The sequence below is a fragment of the Capnocytophaga sp. oral taxon 329 str. F0087 genome (assembly GCF_000213295.2).
GTDB lineage: Bacteria > Bacteroidota > Bacteroidia > Flavobacteriales > Flavobacteriaceae > Capnocytophaga > Capnocytophaga leadbetteri_A.
Genome location: NZ_KN390010.1, coordinates 13,940 through 28,937, shown reverse-complemented (window position 1 = coordinate 28,937; position 14,998 = coordinate 13,940). Strand labels below are relative to the sequence as shown.

Sequence of the window (14,998 nt, the reverse complement as noted above, 5' to 3'; positions counted from 1 at the left end):
CTAATATATTCTTTATGAAATTATATGTTTCTTGGTTGCCAGCACAAAGTACATCATCAGCTATTCCCCAAGTTTCACGTACCTTATAAGGCCCTCCTGTACAGCCTAACTGCGGATAAGTAGCTAAGACAGCTACCATATGTCCTGGTAAGTCAATTTCAGGGATAATAGTAATATTACGGTCAGCGGCATATTTTACAATATCCTTCATTTCTTGTTGTGTGTAGAACCCTCCGTGAGGTTTGCCATCAAAGGTAGTCCATTGTTTTCCTACCATTGTTTGGCTACGGGTGCTACCTATAACAGTAAGTTCAGGATATTTCTTAGATTCAAATCGCCAACCTTGGTCATCAGTAAGGTGCCAATGGAAACGGTTCATATTATGAAGGGCAAGCATATCAATAAAGATACGAATAGAGTCAGCAGTAAAGAAGTGGCGTGCACTGTCTAAATGTCCTCCACGATAGGCGAAGTAAGGCTGATCAGTGATTTGCTGAGCAGGGAAGATAATTTTTTTAGTTTTTAGGACAGGAATAGATTTTCTGAGAAACTGTATACCGTAGAAAGTACCTGCTTTAGAAGCTCCATTGATGGTGATATGATCAGCATCAATACTAACTTGGTAACCTTCTTTGTTTTCATTATTGTAGTTTTGGAGGAGAACAATGTTATTAGAAGGTTTTCCCTCATCGAGAGCAATGTTGAGAGCAATACCTGATTGCTTTTGAATATACTCTTTCAAGAAGCCTGCATATCGCTCTAAATCAACATCTCCTTTAGGATAGGTGATTTTCGTATTTGCAGTAAGCACAAAGGGCTTATTAGCATTCATTGAAGGTTTAGATATCATCTGAGGGGCAGGAATAACCTCATAATTGGCTGTAGCGGTTGTATCTGCCTCCTGATGGGTAGTAGCGGACTTACAAGAAAACATCAACGCTACTAATAAAATTGCTGAAGTAAATTTTATCCTCATCTTTTAAAATTTTAAATTAGTGAGGCAAATATACGATGTTTTTTTGAAATACATAATAATAAAGAAAAAATATTTTTCCTCCCTCCCCTCAGATGTCTTTTTTTTAGTGAAATCTGGTCTCTAACTTTATATATTCTAGAAATTCTTTTCTGACTTCAGGGTCTTTAAACTTGCCACCAAACTCTGCTGTTACGGTACTGCTGTCTATATCTTCTATCCCTCGCGAGTTCACACATAAGTGCTTAGCATCTATAATGCACGCTACATCTTCAGTACCTAAGGCACGTTGCATCTCTTGCACTATTTGTAGGGTTAAGCGTTCTTGTACCTGAGGACGTTTAGCATAGTACTCTACTATTCTATTCATTTTTGAGAGCCCTAATACTTTTCCGTTTGAGATATATCCCACATGCGCACGTCCTACTATAGGCAATAGATGGTGTTCGCAAGTAGAGTAAACTACTATGTTTTTCTCTACAAGCATCTCTCCATAATGATACGAATTGTCGAAAGTAGACATTGAAGGTTTGCGTTCTGGCAATAAGCCTCCGAAAATTTCCTTTACAAACATTTTAGCTACTCGTTTAGGAGTACCTTTCAGACTATCATCTGTCAAGTCCATTCCTAGTGTGTGTAGTATAGCACGCATATGAGTTTCAATATCTGCTATTTTTTCAGCTTCGCTCATTTCAAAGGCATCAGCTCTAAGAGGAGTAACTGCAGAAGTAGCTACATGGTTGTTGCCTATAATATCTTCTTCTTGTATTTTGTTCATTTTTAGTGTTTTTTATAAGGTTAAAACTTTTTTGTGTTTTACATCTTCATTAGTTATAGCTAGGCGTATTACTTCTTCCATATCTGTGACATAGTGGAAGATAAGTCCTTTGCGATATTCTTCTTTTATCTCTAAAATATCTTTTTCATTGTCTTTGCAGAGTATGTACTCTTTGATACCAGCACGCTTCCCCGCTAATATTTTCTCTTTCAGTCCACCTACAGCTAACACTTTGCCGCGTAGAGTAATTTCGCCTGTCATTGCCAAATTCTTTTTTACTCGTTTTTGGGTGAATAGCGACATTAGTGAGGTGAGCATAGCTACTCCTGCACTAGGACCATCTTTAGGAGTGGCACCTTCGGGTACGTGTATGTGTACATCATAACTCTCAAACAGCTTAGGGTCTAAATTATAGCGGTCAGCGTTTGATTTTAGGTATTCTAGGGCTATAGTAGCTGATTCTTTCATTACTTGTCCTAGATTACCAGTGATGTTTAGTACTCCTTTTCCTTTTGAAAGAGCTGATTCTATAAATAATATATCACCTCCCACACTTGTCCATGCAAGCCCAGTTACTACTCCTGCGACTTCGTTATCTTCGTATTTGTCGCGTTCTAAACGGGCAGGGCCTAATATCTTCTCTATAGTTTCAAAGTTGATTTTAGGGGCATAAGCTTCTTCCATAGCTAAGTTTTTAGCTCCGTAGCGCACTACTTTAGCAAGCTCTTTTTCTAAAGCTCTCACTCCTGATTCGCGTGTATAGCCTTCCACAATACGTTCTATTTCTTTCTTACCTAGCTGTATATCTGTGGCTTTCATACCATGCTCTTTTAACTGTTTAGGCAATAAGTGGCGTTTGGCTATTTCAGTTTTCTCTTCTATAGTATAACCTGATACATTTATGATTTCCATTCGGTCGAGCAGAGCCGGCTGAATTGTCGAAAGATCATTCGCAGTAGCAATAAACATCACTTTTGATAAGTCATACCCCATCTCTAGAAAGTTGTCATAAAACTCTTTGTTTTGTTCTGGGTCGAGCACTTCTAACATAGCTGCTGAAGGGTCACCTTGATAGCTACTATTGCCTAATTTATCTATCTCATCTAAAACAAATACAGGATTAGAGGTCTTGGCTTTTTTAAGTTGTTGTAATATACGCCCTGGCATTGCCCCTATATAAGTCTTGCGGTGTCCACGTATTTCAGCCTCATCGTGCAAACCTCCAAGCGACATTCGCGCGTACTCTCTGTTTAAAGCTTTGGCTATAGAGCGTCCTAAAGAGGTTTTCCCTACACCAGGAGGTCCATAGAAGCATAATATAGGTGATTTCATATCATTACGTAGCTTCAGTACAGCCAAATATTCTATGATACGGCGTTTTACTTCATCTAATCCGTAATGTTCTTTGTCTAGTATCTTCTGAGCACGTTTTAGGTCGAAGTTATCTTTAGAATATTCATTCCAAGGCAGTTCTAACAATACTTCTAAATAATTGCGCTGAATGCCATAGTCAGGGCTGTTGGGGTTAGTACGTTGTAGCTTGCTAAGCTCTTTTTCAAAAAGTTCTTTTATTTTATCGTCCCACTTCTTATCTTTAGCTTTCTTTTTGAGTTCTTCTATCTCTTGTTCGTATGATACACCACCTAATTCTTCTTGTATGGTGCGCATCTGCTGATGTAGGAAGTACTCGCGCTGCTGTTTATCAATATCAAATCTCGTTTTTGACTGTACTTCATTGCGCAAGGTAAGTCTCTGTAAGTCAATATTTAAATATTTTAAAATAGCAGTCGCACGCTCTTTTAACTCATCTATTTCTAAAACAGCTTGCTTCTCAAGTACTGTAGCATTCATATTAGAAGCAATGAAATTTATCAAGAAAGAGGTACTTTCTATATTTCTTATAGCAAAAGCTGCTTCTGAAGGTATATTAGGGTTTTCCTGAATGATTTTGATAGCTAAGTCGCGTATGGCATCTATAGTAGCTTCAAATTCTTTATCATTAGTATCAGGTTTTATATCTGATACTTCTGTGATAGCAGCTTTTATATAAGGTTTTTCCTCTACTATACCCTCTATCTGAAAGCGTTTTTTTCCTTGTATGATGATGGTTACATTGCCGTCTGGCATTTTTAGCACCCTTAATATGCGTGCTACAGTACCTAATCGATATACATCCTTTCCTTCGGGTATTTCGGTGTTTTCATCAGTTTGTGCTACTACTCCTATTGTTTTAGTAGTTTCATTAGCCTCATTGATAAGACGTATAGAGGCATCGCGTCCTGCCGAAATAGGGACTACTACACCAGGAAAAAGTACTGTATTGCGAAGCGGAAGGATAGGCAATACGTGGGGTACACGTTCGCGCTCTATTTCTTCCTCATCTTCGGTAGTTAGTAGGGGTATAAATTCTGCATTTTCATCTATATGCTCAGTAGCAAAACTGTCAAAATTTCCTATTTTCATTTCCATATTATTGATATGTGACATTTTGTCAGTAAGATCTTTGCCTGACTGACGAATAGTTTAATAGTTTAGTGAGGACTATAAAAAGCTATCTCCCTGATTGATAGTATAATAGTATTTACTTAGTGTATCAATCAGGGTAATATATTGCAATAGCTGTGCCATTGTTATATATCATTTGTTTTTTAATAGCGTCGTCCAATCTTCTGGAGTATTGATATTGGCAAAATATTGTTGGGAATTACATATAGGATAAGAGTGTTTTTTTGCTCCTAATTCTTCAAGAATAGTCAGCATTTTTAGTTTGTTTTGTGTTATATAGTTTTGCAGTTGAGCAACATAAGCATAAGGATAAATGCCTAAAGTAGGAAATACCTTTTCATTATAAGTGAGTACATTTATTTTGCTATAATCGGCAGTTGATTGCAAAAAATAAAATATATTTCTATCTAAGAGAGGCATATCACAAGGGCATACTAATATATCTTTTTTTAGATGCACTAAGGCACTGTAAATTCCTCCTAAAGGACCTTTGTTAGGGTATATGTCTGCTATCTGAGGGTAGGGGAAAACATCATATTCAGCCTTTTCTCCAGCTATATAGACTTCGTGCCCTAAATCTTCTAAACAGTTTCCTATACGTGCAAGCAGGGGTTCTCCTTCAAAAGTAAGAAGGGCTTTGTTTTCTCCCATTCGGCTACTCTTGCCCCCTGCTAAGACGATAGCTTTCATCTTTTGAAAAGTTTTTAAAACACTGATCTACTTTCTTAAATAGTGCTACGATTTTCTTACCTTCCTTAGTTAAGATACTGCGTCCGCCATCTTTACCTCCTACTTCTTTGATAACAAGAGGCTCTTTGGCGTTATTGTTCATTTCACGCACCATTCCCCAAGCACGGCGGTAGGGTATTTTTAGCTGACGGGCAGCTTCAGATATAGACCCCGAAAGGTCTATTTGCTCTAATAGTTTGGCTCTTCCTTCACCTATGCGAAGTCCTGTTTCAGTTTGAAACCAAATATGTCCTTTGATAGTTACAGTCTCCATATCTTTACTTTTTCGTCTTTTTCAAGTATTGTTTTGCCTGCAGGAAACTCTAATAAGCAATTGGTGAGAGGCAAGGTATCGAGCTTATGCGACTCTTGCGAATGTAGCACCATCACTTTAGCTTTATCAACGTAGGCTTTTAAATATTGTGTAACTTCTCCTTTCTTGCGGTCGTAAGGATGTGTAAGGGTTGCGTAGTCCATCTCTTTGCGGAAGTTATTTCTGCCATAACATCCTAAAATAAAAGGTTTTACATACATATGATAACAAGTGAATACCGAAGCAGGATTACCAGGTAGAGCAAATATTCTCTTATGTCCATACTTACCGAAATAAAGAGGCTTTCCAGGTTTTTGAGCTACTTTATAAAAGACTTCTTCTACACCTATGTTTTGAAGAGAAGTGCGCACAAAGTCGTAGTCGCCTACCGATATACCTCCCGAAAGTAAGAGTATATCTACTTTTTCGAGAGCTTCGCGTATAGCTTCTTCAGTAGCTTGTTGGGTGTCGGCGATGTGTTGTACTAATGAAAGTGATTGTCCTATCTCAGCCAACGCAGCTTGTAGAGTATAAGAATTAGCATTGTAAATTTTGCCTTCAGGGAGAGGGTTGCCTATCTCTACTAACTCATCACCTGTGTAAAGTAAACCGATAGTAGGTTTGGCAAATATCTTTACTTTATCAATACCTAAGCTGGCAAGAAATCCTACTACAGCTGCATTTACAAAGGTATTTTCGTGTAATACAAGGTCGCCTTCTTTTGACTGTTCGCCTTTGAAACGAATATTCTCTCCTTTTTTGACTTTGGTAGTGTCGAAATGGATTGTATTGCCTTCACGAGTTACTTTTTCTTGAATGACCACTGTATCAACACTGCTGGGTACACGCGCCCCTGTGAAGATACGCACTGCCTCTCCTTTTCCCAAAGCAATGTCTACAGTTTTACCTGCTGGTACTTCGCCTACTATTGTAAAGGTATCAGTGCTGAGGCTATCCATATAGCGGAAGCCATAGCCGTCCATAGCCGAATTAGAAAATGAAGGCACTGCAATAGGAGCAAATATATGTGTCGCCAAATACCCCCCGAGGGCTTCTATAAGAGGTACTTCTACTACCTCTGTAGTTTGAATATGTGCCTCAATGAGGTCTTTTGCTTGATTTGTATTTACCATATTAATTTGCTAATTGTTTAAGGGTTTCCTTCACAGTCCTGTCATAGTCAATGCCTAAACCTTCTTGTTGCGATACCAATTCTCCTTTCTTGTTAAACACACTAATAATGTTAGAATGTGAGAAATCCACTGGTGATATTTGCTTGTAGTTCACGGCAAGTACTGCCGCAAACTCTCGTGTTTGTTCTTCATTAGATCGAAGGAATAGCCACTGCTCATCGTCCATTTGCCTTTCTTTGGCAAAGGCTTTTAAGTGCTCTGGTGTATCCGTCTCGGGGTCTATACTCACCAAAAGGTATTTCACTTGTTTGCGCTTGTCTCCTGCTTGTTCATCTACGCGCTTGCGTATTTCGCGCATATCTTTAATAAGGATAGGACAAGCCGTCTTGCAAGAGGTGTAGATCATCACCACCACCAATACATTCCCTTTGAGGTCTTTGAGCTCTATGTTATCCCCATTTTGGGTTGTCCATACCGCTGGCAAGTGATATACTGATAAATCTGAAAAACTATCCGTCGTCTTTGTAGCGGTACTATCTGCCACTGCTTTTGTGTCAGTTGTAGTTGTATTTCTATTGTGGTTATTACAATTGAGCAATAACAAACTCAGTAAAATAAAATATAGTGTTTTCATTAATAGTAATTTTTTCTAAGGTTTATCTTCATTTTATCATATTTTGCTTCTAAATCTTCTAAAAATCCCTCCAAAACATCTACTACTTCTTCATAATTACGATAAAGGTATTTATCGTCAATTCCTTGTTCCATAATCCCTTTTATTTCTTTCAATTTAGCTCTTATATATCTATACGAGCTTGTTGTCCCATCATAGTATAGAAATTCTTGTACATATTCTTTCAATCTATCATAATCTGTATTAGCATCTACAATAGTAGCTTTGATATAAATATTCACTAATGCTATAATTGTTAACTCTGCCGATTGTTTATAAATATCTACTATCACATAATTACAGATTTTGTCTATATCGTTATATGACATATTCTTTAAGTTGTTATTATCGCCTAATAACAACTCGCAATCTTCTATAATATCTTTATATTTTGTTACAATATCTTTCATCGTGATATACTATTTGCGCCCCATTCCATTCTTTCACTTTCCATAATTCTGTTACTTCTCTTGTATGAGTCGTAGTTTTTTCGGTTCTATTTACCAAAACACCATTTCTTCTTCTGTCCATATTAGGTATTTGTACATTATCCAAATACTCACTTATTTCCTTTGCAAAGTCTCGAAAACCTATTGTCGAGGCTTTAATCCTTACTTCCATAATAGGCTTGCTATTACTCCATTTGAAGGTATATTTATTTATCCAATTAGGGCGTTCTTTAAGAGTTGCTACCAAGGGGCTATTCAAGTAAACAACAAACATACGCTCATCCTCTAGTGAACCATCACTATAGATTATCTTCTTTATACTATCCCAAGCGATAAAGTTGGTTTCATCAAATAACGGAATATCTATTGTAAAACCCTTATCATCATAAGTAATACTGCTTTTATCTGCATCTGTCGTATCTCCTGAAAAATCAAAATAGTGCCCTAATACAAATAACAACGCTACTACCAACGGAATGCTAAATATCACCGGAATATACCACAAAGTATAGTTTATAAAGGTGCTATAAATCACTACGCCCAAGCACAACAAAAGCATTACAACGGCAAAAATACAAATAAATATAGTAGTTACCTTCATTTTTTAATTATTTTTTGCACATCTGAAGCCCATATTCAGCATCGTATAGTTCGCTCTAAGGCTCCCTCGTAGCGCATACCGCATAAAAGCTCCATAGTTAGTAAGGTCGGAAGCATTGAGCGCACTCCCGCCACAAAAAAGAGCATCATCTCCTTGCTTGTCTTTGCGCGAGTCGCCCGAGAGAAGCACACTGTTGAAGTCCGCCACCCATTCCCATACTAAGCCGTGCATATCATACACTCCCCAATAGTTCTTGGACGTGCTCCCCACTTTCTGTAGGTAGGTCTTCGGCGTTTGCATACTCCGCACTATATATTCTTGGTAATGTTTCTTCTTGCGTGCATCTATACTTTGGGCATCGGCTTGGGCTACATACTCCCACTCGTCGGTTGTCGGTAGCCGCTTCCCTTCACACTCACAATATTTCTTGGCAGCAAACCACGAGATGTGGGTAACAGGGGCTTGTGCATCTAGCGGACTAAAATCTAAGTCGCTCTGCCAGTGCAAAAGATAACTCTTCTGTGCAAAGATTCCCTTTACTCGAGAGCGTTGCCACTCGGGGTGCTTCTCCAAAAAAGCTTTGTATTGTGCATTGGTTACGGGGTATATATCTAGCTGAAAGCTCTTTACGTTTACGGGCTTTGTCGCTTTATTCTCCCCTTTCACTCCATACAAAGGCACATAGCTTCCTCCTTTAATCGTTACCATTGGAGTAGGAGTTTGTCCTAAGAGTAACCCACAAAAGCATAAAAATATTATATAGGTAAAGTATCTTCTCATCATTTACCCCTATTAACGTTTGTCTCTTACTTTCTTTACTTTTTCAGGGCTTACTACGGTTTTGTTGTTTTCCCAGTTGTGATATACATAGGTGAGTACATCGGCTATTTGCTCTGGGGTAAGCGGTTGTGGAGGCATTACGCTGTTGTACTGTTTTCCATTTACAGTAATTCCTCCTGTATGCCCTTTCAGTACGGTCTCTATAGCTCTATCTACATCGGCATTGAGGTAGTCGGCTTTTGCTAAAGGCGGAAAAGCCCCTTCCAAGCCTTGTCCTTGCACCTGATGACAAGCAATACAAGTGCGTTGGTACACTTTTTTACCATCTTCTATCTGTTGTGCTAGCGTTTTATTACTTGTTTCTTTAATAGAGGTAGCTTCGTTAGTGGTCACTTGACTATTTGTTACTTTAGCTTGATAAGGTACGGGCTCTTGCTTGCCATAAATAACTGGATTTTCACGTCCTTGAGCAATGAGCTGTCCTAGTGCACCTTTATTGAAAGCGCGGAAAATAGCGTGGTCTACCAAAGTATAAGAACCGGGTATTTCTACCTTAAACTCTACTATGGCTGCCCCACCTGCCGGAATAACAGTTGTCTGTACGTTTTCATTTACGAGCTTACCTCCTTCTACCTGCACTCGGTCAAAGATTTCGCCTATTACGTGGAAAGAAGAGATAAGGTTAGGTCCTCCATTCCCTACAAAAAGGCGCACTGTTTCACCAGCGTTCACCGTAAGGGCTTTATCGCCTGTGAGGGCACCTACTTTACCATTGAAAAGCACATAATCAGGCTTTTCGGCAAGGGCTTTCTCCTGACTAAAGGCTTGTAATCCTTGGGCTCCGTAGTCTCCTTCTGTATAGAAATCGCCTTGCATTACATAGTATTCCATATCCACTGGGGGCAGACCGCCTTCGGGCTCTACCAATATAAGTCCGTACATACCATTAGCAATATGTAGAGGCACAGGGGCTTGAGCGCAGTGATAAACGAATAACCCTGGGTTGAGACACTTAAAAGTGAAAGTACGCTGCTGCCCTGGGGCTACTAACGATGCATCAGCACCGCCTCCTGTACCCGTTACAGCGTGGAGGTCGATATTGTGTGCTAATTTGTTATCAGGGTGATTTTTGAGAGTGAATGATACTTCATCGCCTACACGAGCACGGATAAAATTTCCAGGTACCGTACCGCCAAACGTCCAAAAAAGGTATTTAGTGCCATCTGCCAATTCGCCTTCTTTTTCTATGATTTCGAGGGTAACGCTTAGTTTAGTAGCCTTGCGATTTCCTACAGGGGCAGGTACGAAAGGAGGTGAAGTGAGTTGTGCTACCATTTCTCCTTCTACAGGGATTTCAGCAGTATTAGTATAAGTACTATTTTCATCGCCACAACTCCATAGTAGCGGTATACATATAAGTGAAGATATAATTTTTTTCATTGAAAAGTTGAACTGTTAATTGGCTGCAAATATAACACTTTTTTTTAAGATATGGTCATCTTGTAATGAAATTAATGTCTTAGTTCTTCGTCTTTTGTATTTGTAATTATTATTTTGTCATCAGCTTCTTTTTCAAAATCTTCAGTCTGATGACTTATAATAAATATAGTACTTTTGGTTGTAGTCAGAAATGAGAGTACTTCTTGCTTCATAATAGCTCTCATAGTAGCATCAACTGATGAAAAAGGTTCATCAAGTAGTGTAATAGAGGCTTTTTGTGCTAAAGTACGCGCTAAGGCTACTCGTTGCTGTTGTCCTCCTGATAGTTGAGTTACTTTTCGGTTTTTTAGCTGCTCCATTTTGAAGTTTTCGAGCAACAGACTTATATAAGCAGGGTCTTTTTGCTTTTGGGCAAAGGCGATATTCTCCCAGACCGTCATATTCGGAAAAAGAGCATACTCTTGAAACATCAGAGCTATATTGCGTTGTTGGGGCGGTAGGTTGATATTCTTTTCAGTGTTTAACAATATTTTATCACCTACACGAAAGAAGCCTCGATCTGGTTTTATAAGTCCCGCCAAAATGCGGAATAGGGTCGTTTTGCCTATGCCCGAAAGTCCTGATAGTTGTACTAAAGCACCTTCTTTTACAGTTTTGTTTACCAATAGGTCTTTAGCTCCTTCTGAAGTGTAAATAGTATGTGAAATGTCTATAGTAATCATAGGTAATTTGTATTTTGTCTTTTGTTAATACTGAAAATAACCAATAGCAGTATAAATGAAATAGCAAATAATATCAGAGCGTATTGGTCGGCAAGCTCATAGTTGAGTGCTTGCACTTGGTCATACAGTTCTATTGAAGCTACTTTTGTCTCGTTAGGAATGCTACCACCAATCATCAGTACGATACCAAATTCGCCTATACAATGAGCAAAAGTAAGTGCTAAACCTGTTATAATAGAAGGTTTTATATTAGGTAAAAGTACACGCCAAAAGGTTGTCCATTTGCTTTTTCCTAAGGTATAAGCTGCTTCTTTCAGTTGTTTAGGTAGTGCTGTAAAACCATTTTGTAGGGGCTGAATCATAAAGGGTAAATTAGCTACTATACTAGCCATTACCACTCCTTCAAAAGTGAAAGCCAGCTGTATCTCAAATGTCTCACTTAAGTATTTTCCTAATCCGCGTGTAGGGCTAATAAGTAATAAGAAATAATAACCTAATACGGTAGGGGGGAGTACCATAGGCATACATAATAAGGCTTCGAATAGTACTTTACCTTTAAATTTGCTATATGCTAACCAATATGATACTGGTAGGCTAAAAATGAATAAAATGGCAGTAGTAATAACTGCCATTTTACCCGTTAATAATAAGGTTTTTATAAATTCTTCCATTATTTTAGTTCGTAACCGTGTTTTTTCCAGATAGGTTTAGCTTTTTCACTTAGTAAATAGTCTAAAAAGGCTTGTGCAAGTGCGGTATTCTTATCTTTTATTACTACACCAGCTTGCGCTATAGGAGTACATTCTTCATTAGTGAGTATGTAGTACTTGCCTTGTTTACCCTTCATCTCTGGTGCTAAAATAGTAGAAAGGGCTACAAAACCAACTTGAGCATTGCCAGTAGAAACGAATTGTGCTGTTTGATTGATGTTTTCACCCCATACTATTTTAGATTCTATACCGTTATATAGTCCTAATTTTTGTAGGGTTTCTACAGCATTTTTACCATAAGGGGCTAATTTAGGATTAGCAATGGCTATACGACTTACTTTAGGGTTTTCTAAAGTAGCTTTAATACCTTTTTTTACATTGATATTCATACTCCAAAGGGCTACTTTACCATAGCAGTACACTACTGATTTTCGGTGCCCGAAGCCTTTGCTAATAACTTCTTCAGGGAATTTAGTGTTAGCGGCTAAAAACAAATCGAAGTTAGCACCATTTACTATTTGTTGAGTTAGTGTTCCTGAAGCACCAAATACAATGTCTATCTGGGTATCTTTGTGCGATTTTACGTATTGTTGTTTGAGTTCTTCTAATACATAGCGAAGGTTAGCTGCTGCTGCTACAGTTATCTTATCAGCTGCGAAACTATAAGCATTGATGAGTAATGCTAAAACGAGGGTTAAAATAATTTTTGATATTCTTTTCATTGTTTAATAATATTAAAAGTTAAACATAGCACGTGCTTGTAGCATACCTATATTTTTGTCGTTCTTTGTTTTGCTTGTCAGGTTAGTATAGGTGTACGAAAGCATTAGTTGGGCATATTTGTTTATTACATAGTTAGCTCCTAATGTATAGTTGCGCATTTGTACCCCACCGCTTACACCATTAGTGTTAATACCACTATATAGGTCTGTCCAGCTAACGCGCGCTACCGCTTCTACATTTCCTGCTTTGTTAAGCCCTTTTAGTACGGCTTTTTGGTTGTCGTATTTGTAATTGCCGTTGAAAGTATATCCTGTTTCTACATAAGCAGATTGGTACTCTGCAGTTCCAGATGTCTTTTTATTTACAAAAGTTTTCATATACTCTCCTCTTATAAAGAAATCTGAGTTGTGATACATACTTTCAACTCCAAAACGGTAACTATTTTTAGGGTCTAATATATTTATCGTGGCACCTATTTTGTTAGCACTTGGCAATACATTGGTTTCTAGAGGAGAAGAAACCGAAAGAGTATAAGAAGCTGTTTTATAAGTGTTTATAATAGCAAAACGCTGGCTGGTTCCTATCTGAAGGGTACTGTTTTCATCAGCAATAGGTTTGTAAATGTAACGCCCAGAGAGTACTATTCCTGAAGTACCACTATTTTGGTCATTATAAGGACGCTCACTAAAAATACCTGTGTGAGTAAAGAATTTAGGATTTGCATAATAGTAAGTAAGTCCTAAAAGTCGACCGCCCCCTAAAGCATTATGATAATTAGGACGTTGTATAAAGTGATATGCCATACGTCCTGTGTTAGTAGTCATTCCGAAGGGCTCCCACTGATAGCCAAAACGCAAAGCTTTATACACTCCTTCTTCATTTTTAAAAGTGTAGCGCACCCATAAGTCGCGTGTGCGATTAGCTCCTGTAGGTGATGCAAAATCAAAATCGGCATAGGCATCCCATTGATCTACTTTGAAGCCTACACGTACACGGGCTTCAGTAATCTTAGTACCTGAAGGTATCTCAGCTTTATCATCGGCATAATACACAGCATCAGCCATAAAACGTGTACCAAGTGTCGCTTTTACATCGCCACTAGTGAATGAAACTTGTGAAGAAGCGGTATAGAAACCTCCTAAAACGCTTGCTAATAATAAGAATTTTTTAGTCATAAAATGATATATTTAAAATTAGTTTTTATTTCAGTTTTAATCGTTATGATTTAATAAGCTATACGATGTCTAAAAATATAAGGCTTATAGATAGCCTTATTACTCTTTTTCAAGCGGCAAATGTACAACCTTTTTTTATATTTACAAAAAAAAATTAACCACCTATCTTTATCATACTGCGGTTTACCATTTTTTGACTATCCACTGTATTGATTTCGGTGAACTGACCTCCTTTTTCTTTGTGTTTGCGCCATACCCCTTCCTTTATGAGGTTGCTTATGTCCTTGCCTTGTCGATAGAGCTTAAGCAAGTCAAACTCTTCTGCGCCAAAGAGGCAATTTTTCATCTTTCCGTCAGAGGTCAGCCTTATACGATTGCAGCCACCACAGAATGCGTTGCTCATAGTCGATATAAACCCAAAAATTCCTTTGCTATCTTCTGTAAGACGGTATTTTCGAGAGGTGTCGTGTTTTTCATCTACTAACTTTATATAATTGTATTCTTTAGCAATTGTACTGAGCATTTCATTTACCGAAATTACTTTTCCTCGTTCCCAAGTATTACCGTAAAAAGGCATAAACTCTATAAAGCGCATCTCTATAGGGTATCGATGCGAAAGGGCTACTAATGGTAGTAATTCATCGTCATTTATCCCCCTCATTATCACAGCGTTTAGCTTTACCTTGAACCCTAAATCTATACTGCGCATTATATTTTCCCATACTTGAGGCAGCAGGTCTCGTTTGGTTATTTGTTTAAAACGCTCTTGCTCTAAAGAGTCAATGCTGATGTTTAGATGTTGTACATTGTGAACTTTCAATAGGTTAAAATACCTATCGAGCAGCACTCCATTAGTAGTAACTCCTAATGAGATATTTAGGGTAGCTAACTTTTGTATAATTTCATCAAAGTCTTGTCGTACGAGAGGTTCTCCTCCGGTGATACGTATTTTATTAATGCCAAATTGTTCTACAAATATTTTTGAAATACCAAAGATTTCATCACTATTCATTAGTTTAGAAGAAGGACTACTAGTGAAAGGTTCGTTTGGCATACAGTATAAACAACGAAAATTGCAGCTATCCGTAATGGATAGCCGCAAATATGTGTGTTTTCGTCCAAATGCATCGGTGAGATTAGTACTCATACTCTTCTTCTTTTTCGTCTCCTTTTAGTATTTTTCCCGTCTTAATCATTGGTATATAACGTAAGAAGAACAATAAGCATAAGAATATTACTACAGAGCCTATAGCTGACCACGTAGCAAATTCTTGTACATTGATCTCTGTATTAT

General features: G+C 38.0%; 16 protein-coding genes. All 16 read right to left on the bottom strand.

Annotated features, from left to right (window positions below; all coding sequences use genetic code 11):
• Positions 1-976: beta-N-acetylhexosaminidase (locus HMPREF9074_RS07140; RefSeq protein ID WP_034540117.1), on the bottom strand; the 976-nt coding region annotated here is incomplete at its 3' end.
• A 103-nt stretch (positions 977-1,079) separates the two neighbouring features.
• Positions 1,080-1,751, bottom strand: coding sequence for a GTP cyclohydrolase I FolE (folE, locus tag HMPREF9074_RS07135; RefSeq protein WP_009389840.1), 672 nt, complete (start codon positions 1,749-1,751; stop codon positions 1,080-1,082).
• Between the two features lie 12 nt (positions 1,752-1,763).
• Positions 1,764-4,214, bottom strand: coding sequence for an endopeptidase La (gene lon / locus HMPREF9074_RS07130; RefSeq protein WP_052141374.1), 2,451 nt, complete (start codon positions 4,212-4,214; stop codon positions 1,764-1,766).
• A 174-nt stretch (positions 4,215-4,388) separates the two neighbouring features.
• The gene (locus tag HMPREF9074_RS07125; protein WP_034540113.1) at positions 4,389-4,946 is read right to left on the bottom strand and encodes a molybdenum cofactor guanylyltransferase; all 558 of its coding nucleotides are present in this window, start codon (positions 4,944-4,946) and stop codon (positions 4,389-4,391) included.
• Positions 4,912-5,259: a winged helix-turn-helix domain-containing protein gene (locus HMPREF9074_RS07120; protein WP_009389843.1), complete on the bottom strand. Its 348-nt coding sequence runs from the start codon at positions 5,257-5,259 to the stop codon at positions 4,912-4,914. Before HMPREF9074_RS07120 ends, HMPREF9074_RS07125 begins: the two co-directional genes overlap by 35 nt.
• Positions 5,247-6,431 (bottom strand): molybdopterin molybdotransferase MoeA, encoded by a 1,185-nt coding sequence (gene glp / locus HMPREF9074_RS07115; RefSeq protein ID WP_009389844.1) that lies wholly within the window; start codon positions 6,429-6,431, stop codon positions 5,247-5,249. The genes HMPREF9074_RS07120 and glp overlap by 13 nt, the downstream gene beginning before the upstream one ends.
• A gap of 1 nt (position 6,432) precedes the next feature.
• Entirely contained in the window at positions 6,433-7,065 is a 633-nt protein-coding gene (locus HMPREF9074_RS07110; RefSeq protein ID WP_009389845.1) for an SCO family protein, read from the bottom strand.
• The gene (locus tag HMPREF9074_RS07105) at positions 7,065-7,514 is read right to left on the bottom strand and encodes a hypothetical protein (protein ID WP_009389846.1); all 450 of its coding nucleotides are present in this window, start codon (positions 7,512-7,514) and stop codon (positions 7,065-7,067) included. Before HMPREF9074_RS07105 ends, HMPREF9074_RS07110 begins: the two co-directional genes overlap by 1 nt.
• On the bottom strand, positions 7,489-8,154 hold the full coding sequence (locus HMPREF9074_RS07100) for a hypothetical protein (RefSeq protein WP_009389847.1): 666 nt from the start codon (positions 8,152-8,154) through the stop codon (positions 7,489-7,491). The genes HMPREF9074_RS07105 and HMPREF9074_RS07100 overlap by 26 nt, the downstream gene beginning before the upstream one ends.
• A gap of 3 nt (positions 8,155-8,157) precedes the next feature.
• A complete protein-coding gene (locus tag HMPREF9074_RS07095) occupies positions 8,158-8,937 on the bottom strand; it encodes a formylglycine-generating enzyme family protein (RefSeq protein WP_034540111.1) in 780 nt (259 codons plus the stop codon).
• A 9-nt stretch (positions 8,938-8,946) separates the two neighbouring features.
• On the bottom strand, positions 8,947-10,374 hold the full coding sequence (gene nirK, locus HMPREF9074_RS07090; protein ID WP_009389849.1) for a copper-containing nitrite reductase: 1,428 nt from the start codon (positions 10,372-10,374) through the stop codon (positions 8,947-8,949).
• Between the two features lie 71 nt (positions 10,375-10,445).
• On the bottom strand, positions 10,446-11,096 hold the full coding sequence (locus HMPREF9074_RS07085) for an ATP-binding cassette domain-containing protein (RefSeq protein WP_009389850.1): 651 nt from the start codon (positions 11,094-11,096) through the stop codon (positions 10,446-10,448).
• Positions 11,093-11,767 carry a molybdate ABC transporter permease subunit gene (gene modB / locus HMPREF9074_RS07080; protein ID WP_009389851.1) on the bottom strand — a complete coding sequence of 225 codons (675 nt, stop codon included), beginning with the start codon at positions 11,765-11,767 and terminating at the stop codon, positions 11,093-11,095. The genes HMPREF9074_RS07085 and modB overlap by 4 nt, the downstream gene beginning before the upstream one ends.
• Entirely contained in the window at positions 11,767-12,528 is a 762-nt protein-coding gene (gene modA, locus HMPREF9074_RS07075) for a molybdate ABC transporter substrate-binding protein (RefSeq protein WP_009389852.1), read from the bottom strand. Before modA ends, modB begins: the two co-directional genes overlap by 1 nt.
• A 12-nt stretch (positions 12,529-12,540) precedes the next feature.
• Entirely contained in the window at positions 12,541-13,704 is a 1,164-nt protein-coding gene (locus HMPREF9074_RS07070; protein ID WP_009389853.1) for a porin family protein, read from the bottom strand.
• A 154-nt stretch (positions 13,705-13,858) separates the two neighbouring features.
• Positions 13,859-14,851, bottom strand: a complete 993-nt coding sequence (moaA, locus tag HMPREF9074_RS07065) for a GTP 3',8-cyclase MoaA (RefSeq protein ID WP_034540110.1) — start codon at positions 14,849-14,851, stop codon at positions 13,859-13,861.
• Positions 14,852-14,998 lie beyond the last annotated feature (147 nt).

Bases quoted from the DNA above. Each gene is read 5' to 3' on its own strand.
- folE (WP_009389840.1), bottom strand. From the start codon at position 1,751: ATGAACAAAATACAAGAAGAAGATATTATAGGCAACAACCATGTAGCT.
- lon (WP_052141374.1), bottom strand. From the start codon at position 4,214: ATGAAAATAGGAAATTTTGACAGTTTTGCTACTGAGCATATAGATGAA.
- HMPREF9074_RS07125 (WP_034540113.1), bottom strand. From the start codon at position 4,946: ATGAAAGCTATCGTCTTAGCAGGGGGCAAGAGTAGCCGAATGGGAGAA.
- HMPREF9074_RS07120 (WP_009389843.1), bottom strand. From the start codon at position 5,259: ATGGAGACTGTAACTATCAAAGGACATATTTGGTTTCAAACTGAAACA.
- glp (WP_009389844.1), bottom strand. From the start codon at position 6,431: ATGGTAAATACAAATCAAGCAAAAGACCTCATTGAGGCACATATTCAA.
- HMPREF9074_RS07110 (WP_009389845.1), bottom strand. From the start codon at position 7,065: ATGAAAACACTATATTTTATTTTACTGAGTTTGTTATTGCTCAATTGT.
- HMPREF9074_RS07105 (WP_009389846.1), bottom strand. From the start codon at position 7,514: ATGAAAGATATTGTAACAAAATATAAAGATATTATAGAAGATTGCGAG.
- HMPREF9074_RS07100 (WP_009389847.1), bottom strand. From the start codon at position 8,154: ATGAAGGTAACTACTATATTTATTTGTATTTTTGCCGTTGTAATGCTT.
- HMPREF9074_RS07095 (WP_034540111.1), bottom strand. From the start codon at position 8,937: ATGATGAGAAGATACTTTACCTATATAATATTTTTATGCTTTTGTGGG.
- nirK (WP_009389849.1), bottom strand. From the start codon at position 10,374: ATGAAAAAAATTATATCTTCACTTATATGTATACCGCTACTATGGAGT.
- HMPREF9074_RS07085 (WP_009389850.1), bottom strand. From the start codon at position 11,096: ATGATTACTATAGACATTTCACATACTATTTACACTTCAGAAGGAGCT.
- modB (WP_009389851.1), bottom strand. From the start codon at position 11,767: ATGGAAGAATTTATAAAAACCTTATTATTAACGGGTAAAATGGCAGTT.
- modA (WP_009389852.1), bottom strand. From the start codon at position 12,528: ATGAAAAGAATATCAAAAATTATTTTAACCCTCGTTTTAGCATTACTC.
- HMPREF9074_RS07070 (WP_009389853.1), bottom strand. From the start codon at position 13,704: ATGACTAAAAAATTCTTATTATTAGCAAGCGTTTTAGGAGGTTTCTAT.
- moaA (WP_034540110.1), bottom strand. From the start codon at position 14,851: ATGAGTACTAATCTCACCGATGCATTTGGACGAAAACACACATATTTG.